Consider the following 5,596-nt stretch of genomic DNA (forward strand, 5'->3'; position numbering starts at 1 on the left):
ATCAACACTAATTAGTGAAGTGCAAGAGGCTATTGTTCATGTTGGTGCATTATCAAGATATTTTTGGCCATCGCCGGGAGGGCACAAGAAAGATAAGCAACAGCGTAATCTGAGGCTTAAAAGAGGCGAATACTTAAAGAAACTTTATAAACTTACCGACAACTCGCCTTTAGCTGACCGAGAGCTAAGAAACGCATGGGAACATTTTGATGAAAAATTAGATACTTATTTATTAACTCAAGAAGCAGGCTATTTTTTCCAACACCTATAATAGGTTCACATGAGTTAGCAGATGATCCTGTTGGAAAAGTCTTTAAACTACTTGACCCAGATGCTGAGTGCTTAGTTTTATTAGGTAAAAAGTTTTTCTTCTCGCCATTACGTAAAGAAGTAGAGCGACTATTTCCCGATATAGTGAAAGAGTATTTATAACAAACGCCTCAAGAGGGACTGTCAACGCGTGGCGTTTCCAGTCCCAATGAGCCGTAGTGGTTATGGTTGCTGTGTTTGAGTTTGGTTGTTATGCGTTGCCAGCCCCTTAGGCGGGCGTTAGGGCAATAGGGAGGCATTGTGGAATTGAACATCACAAAACAAGCTCCTAATGTTGATGAGTTTATGCTTCTTAGAAGCAAGGTTGGCTGGACAAATCCAGAGCCAATAATTGTTCAAGAAAGCTTAGATAACTCAATCTTTCATGTTTGTGTTTATGCAGAATCACAACTTGCAGGCTTTGGCCGTATAGTGGGTGATGGCTCAATGTACTTTTATCTCCAAGATGTGGTTGTTGACCCAACCTATCAAAACCAAGGAATAGGTAAGTTAGTAATGCGAGAGATAGAGCAATTTCTGAAGAACAATGCTCGGTCTGGAGCAACAATCGCGTTATTGGCGGCATGCGGTAAAGAAAAGTTTTACTCAAAATTTGGTTACAGTGATCGAACTGGAAATCCACTTGGTTTGGGTATGTGTAAATTTGTTGAATAATTGCCCTAACAAACGCCTCAAGAGGGACTGTCAACGCGTGGCGTTTCCAGTCCCATTGAGCCGAAGTGGTTTCGCTTGTTGTGTTTGAATTTAGTGTTAATGCGTTGCCAGCCCCTTAGGCGGGCGTTATGTGCCATATCGGTATGCTTCGCAAGATAAAGAGTAGTGAGGATGGATAATATTATTAGGGAACTAGATTTTAGTTGGTCGTTGTTAGATTCAGGTTTAACTAATCATTTTAAGTACCACAAGAAAAAGACGAGTCGTACACTAATTCATAAACCATCTGAGCACGACGTTAATCAAGCATTTGAGGAACTGTATTTCCAAATACAGCGCTACTATCCCGAACTAAAGGGAAAAAAGTATCAGTGGATGATTACCGATATAGGTGTTTTTTTGAGGGTAATTGACAATTAATCACCACGTTGTAAGGCACATAACAAACTGTTCAAGAGGGATTCGCAACGCGTGGCATTTTCACTATGCGTTGGTTTTAGTGATTAAGGTGGTATGCTGCGGCTTCGGTATTGCGTTGCTCACCCCTTAACAGGGCGTTAGGTTTCAAGGGTTACTATGCCAAAACCAGAAACAGATTTAGAAAATAGAGAGCGTCGGTTGAAAGAGCTAGAAGGCAAGAATATCAACCATTACTCTGTGATTTTGAGTGCTTACCTGAATAGTGGGAGTGAGATAAACAAAGCTATATTGGCCATATCTTCAGCTGCGATAGGGCTTTTGATTGCTGCTTATCAAGACTTGAGTAATATTACATGCTTTAGCAAGTTAATATTTACTATTGCTCTAGTTGCGTTTTGTTTAGCAATTATATTGACGCTATTTGTTTTCTATTCAAATCAAAAGTATTTTGAAGCAGTGATTCGCGAAAAATCCGAGGATAAGTCTTTAAAAGAGTTAAAGCTCTATCGATATTGTAACTATACGTTCTTTGGTCTTGGTATTGGCTCCGCTGCTTTATTGGCGATTACGAAGGTCTGGATTTAAACCTAACAAACGCCTCAAGAGGGACTGTCAACGCGTGGCGTTTCCAGTCCCATTGAGCCGCGGTGGTTCCGGTTGTTGTATTTGAGTTTAGTAGTAATGCGTTGCCAGCCCCTTAGGCGGGCGTTATATTGTTTTTTCAATTTCAGGGATTAATATGGGTGAGCTATTTAACACTTTGATGGTTTGTGCGGTGCTGATTTCAATGCTTCCACTCATAAAATCCAGCAAGAGTTTTTATGATGAATGGAATGAAATGGAGAATGAGCATTGGCGGTCTAGAGGTTCTCCACCATTTGTAGTGTTCCATTTTGGTATGTTCTTATTTGTACCGATGCTTTTTGGTAAAGATCTTGATCAACTGAATAATAGTAGGTTGATAAAACTTAGAGATGATCTCAGATACAGCTTTGCTATTTTCTCGTTGTTGTTGCTCGCATCCCAGTTAAATCAATAAATTGGCTTTTGTCGCATCAATATAACAAACGCCTCAAGAGGGACTGTCAACGCGTGGCGTTTCCAGTCCTATTGAGCCGCGGTGGTTATGGTTGTTGTGTTTGAGTTTGGTTTTTATGCGTTGTCAGCCCCTTAGGCGGGCGTTAGGTTTTTCGAGGAAATAAGTTGATATGTCGAAATTTGGGAGAAGTATACGAATATTCCTTGCGGATGGAAGCCCTACAGGACTTCGCCACGTTGAGATTGCCAATTGGTCTGGACAGGCACTAGCTTGCCCAAGAAGCCGTTTTTCAGAACTGTCAAGATGGGACGAATCTAAACGTCCCGGAATATATTTTCTGTTTGAAAACGCAGCTGGCGATAACAATACTGCTTACATTGGTGAGTCTGAAGACGTGTTTAAACGTTTAGCTGATCATGATCGGAAAAAAGAATTTTGGAATGAAGTGATTATATTCACTAGCAAAGATGAAAACTTGACCAAAGGCCATATTAAATATCTAGAGGCTAGGTTGGTTGAGCTTAGCTTGGAGTCTGATCGTTACAAGTTGGAAAATAGCAATACGCCTACTAAATCGACATTGCCGCGTGCTGATGCCGCTGCGATGGAAGAGTTTATCGACAATATTAGAATTGTATTAGGTAGTTTAAGTCACCGCCTATTGGAGCCTATATTGAAGCCTTCGACTATGGATAATGCAGTCAAGCCGAGTTCTTTAGTCGACTTCGATTTTAGCTTTACGGTTAACAAGCTGACAGCAAATGGAAAAGTTACAGACGACGGTTTTCTTTTGTTAAAAGGTTCACAAATTGCATTGAACTCATCAGAGAGTATGCCAGGTAAAAGCAAGAGTATTAAAGACGATTTAATTGCTGAACAAGTATTGGAGTTGAAAGACAATCACTATGTCTTAATGAAAGACAAGTTAATGAGTTCTTCGTCCTATGCTGCGTCATTGGTTGCAGGTAACAGTCGTAGTGGGCCTCAAAGTTGGAAAGCAAGTAATGGTGAGTACCTTAAAAAGATTGAGGAAACTCTTGTGAATAAAACCTAACAAACGCTTCAAGAGGGACAGCCAACGCGCGGCATTTTTACTATGCGTTGGTTTTTGTGGTTACGGTGTCATGCGGAAAGTTAGTAGTAACGTTGGCTGCCCCTTAAGCGGGCGTTAGCTTCTTAAAGGCTGGAATCATCAAAGTCCAAACTCAGTCGTTCTGAAAAAAATCAGCTTTCAGCATTCAATTTGCACAGTTTGGCTTTCGGGGCTTGCCTGATGAATATTTGGTAGAAAATGTTGAAAGTTCCGTGGTTTCAAAGTCGCTGAAAACTAGCAAGCCTCGATGCTTCAACGTTGTTGGATGTTCAACACTCAAAGCCTGGTGTCACAAAAGGCTGTATCATCGCTGTGATCTGGCTTTCTTTGTCGCGGACTCTTAACCGTGGTCAACTCAACCTTGATCATTTTAAGTTTTGGCTGCCAACTTCACAGCTTTTGGCGTTGGACGTGTGTTTGTGTGATGATTTTGTGTAAAATGTCTTTCAAGAAATTGTGTTAAAAATCATTGTGAAACAACAGGCTACGAAGCTAACAAACGCCTCAAAGGGACTGTCAACGCGTAGCGTTTCAAGTCCCATTGAGCCGCGGTGGTTGCAGTTGTTGTGGTTGAGTTTATTGGTAATGCGTTGTCAGCCCCTTAGGCGGGCGTTATGCCAATTATGAACAAGGAAGTTCAGATGAAAGTGATTGAAGCGAGTGTTTCAAATTTAGATGACATTACGATCTTATTTGATGCCTATCGTCAGTTTTATGAGCAAGAAAGTGATATTCAAGGTGCTAGAAATTTTATCGAGATGCACATGAAAAATGGTGACTCAGTGATTTTTCTAGCTTTATCAGAAGGTAATGAGCCTCTAGGTTTTGCACAGTTATATCCTTCCTTTTCCTCAGTTGCGATGAAAAGGATGTGGTATTTAAACGATCTGTATGTGTCTGAGAATGCACGCAAAAAAGGTATCGGCAGAGCTTTACTACAGAAAGTTGCTGCTTTTGCCAAAGGCACAGACGCGATAACAGTCAAACTGGCGACAGCAGTATCGAATGAAAAAGCTAAATCGCTTTATGAGTCTGAAGGTTATGTGAAAGTCACAGCCTTTGAACATTACACTCAACGGGTAAAATTGGCATAACAAACGCCTCAAGAGGGACTGTCAACGCGTGGCGTTTCCAGTCCCAATGAGCCGCGGTGGTTACGGTTGTTGTGTTTGAGTTTAGTGTTAAGCGTTGCCTGCCCCTTAGGCGGGCGTTAGGTCACGACGGGATCACATGAGCAATGTATGGTGGTGTCGAGTGAGCATGGAAGAGCAAATAGGGTATAGAGGAAAGAAGGCAAAAAGGACGAATATTAGTCATTTCCATGATACCCTTGAGGCGCTTTCGTGCGCACCTTAATCGGGGCACGATTGAAGAGTGACGCCCGCAAGACCTCAAGGTAGAGCCATGACGAATACTTCGGCTTCGATTTTTTGTCTTTTTCTTCAATTCCGTTTGATAATCAATGATTAATGAGAGACCTAATGCTAATTTGGTCGTGACCTAACAATCGATTCAAGACAGATTCGCAACGCAAGGATTGCCAGTATGCTTGGAGATTAGTGGTTACGTTGTTATGCGTTAAGTTGGTTTGAGCGTTGCTCACTGCTTAATCGGGCGTTATGCTTAATCAATTAAAATCAGTGGTTTATGGATTCCTTTGTTCCCTCAGCTTCTCGGTTTTGTGTTTGTCGGCAAGTTGGCTTTTTTGAGCGCTGTTTTTCGGACACTTATTCTTTGGCGCTGAAAATTCAGAGCGTTGCCTCAATCAATTGTCAGGTAAGCGCGAGGTTAGGGTGGCTGGCTCAATCAGAAATTTGATCTTAGGTTTTTGAGTTTTGACTGCCAAAGTTCAAAGTCTGATTTTCAAAATTATGAGTCATTTCTGTTTTCTACGTTTTGGTTTTTGTTTCTGAATCAAAGTCGAGTTAATCTTGTTTCCAGAAAAACGTAACCCATTGAAGCTTAAGCATAACAAAGCGTTTAAGAGGGATTTGGCACGCGTGGCATTTTCGGTTTGCGTTGGGTTCAGTGATTAAGTCGCTGTGCGGTAGCTTTTGTAG

6 protein-coding genes and 1 pseudogene are annotated in these 5,596 nt (G+C 41.4%); all 7 read left to right on the forward strand.

Annotated elements, in window-relative coordinates; genetic code table 11:
- A pseudogene (locus tag D908_RS22330) lies at positions 1-271 on the forward strand (hypothetical protein); the annotation flags it as partial.
- A gap of 299 nt (positions 272-570) precedes the next feature.
- Complete coding sequence (locus tag D908_RS03745) at positions 571-984, forward strand: GNAT family N-acetyltransferase (RefSeq protein WP_000422417.1); 414 nt, start codon at positions 571-573, stop codon at positions 982-984.
- Positions 985-1,560: 576 nt separating this feature from the next.
- Entirely contained in the window at positions 1,561-1,989 is a 429-nt protein-coding gene (locus D908_RS21960) for a hypothetical protein (RefSeq protein WP_005526627.1), read from the forward strand.
- 154 nt (positions 1,990-2,143) lie between these two features.
- Positions 2,144-2,443 carry a hypothetical protein gene (locus tag D908_RS03730; protein ID WP_005526628.1) on the forward strand — a complete coding sequence of 100 codons (300 nt, stop codon included), beginning with the start codon at positions 2,144-2,146 and terminating at the stop codon, positions 2,441-2,443.
- A 169-nt stretch (positions 2,444-2,612) separates the two neighbouring features.
- Positions 2,613-3,497, forward strand: a complete 885-nt coding sequence (locus D908_RS03725; RefSeq protein ID WP_005526629.1) for a GIY-YIG nuclease family protein — start codon at positions 2,613-2,615, stop codon at positions 3,495-3,497.
- 300 nt (positions 3,498-3,797) lie between these two features.
- Complete coding sequence (locus D908_RS20795; RefSeq protein WP_172462079.1) at positions 3,798-3,974, forward strand: DUF645 family protein; 177 nt, start codon at positions 3,798-3,800, stop codon at positions 3,972-3,974.
- A gap of 203 nt (positions 3,975-4,177) precedes the next feature.
- A complete protein-coding gene (locus D908_RS03720; RefSeq protein WP_005526632.1) occupies positions 4,178-4,630 on the forward strand; it encodes a GNAT family N-acetyltransferase in 453 nt (150 codons plus the stop codon).
- The last annotated feature ends 966 nt before the right edge of the window (positions 4,631-5,596 follow it).

Source organism: Vibrio mimicus CAIM 602 (assembly GCF_000338875.1).
Taxonomy (GTDB): domain Bacteria; phylum Pseudomonadota; class Gammaproteobacteria; order Enterobacterales; family Vibrionaceae; genus Vibrio; species Vibrio mimicus.

Excerpts from the sequence above, each read along its gene's own strand:
- D908_RS21960 (WP_005526627.1), top strand. The coding sequence starts at position 1,561 with ATGCCAAAACCAGAAACAGATTTAGAAAATAGAGAGCGTCGGTTGAAA.
- D908_RS03730 (WP_005526628.1), top strand. The coding sequence starts at position 2,144 with ATGGGTGAGCTATTTAACACTTTGATGGTTTGTGCGGTGCTGATTTCA.
- D908_RS03725 (WP_005526629.1), top strand. The coding sequence starts at position 2,613 with ATGTCGAAATTTGGGAGAAGTATACGAATATTCCTTGCGGATGGAAGC.
- D908_RS03720 (WP_005526632.1), top strand. The coding sequence starts at position 4,178 with ATGAAAGTGATTGAAGCGAGTGTTTCAAATTTAGATGACATTACGATC.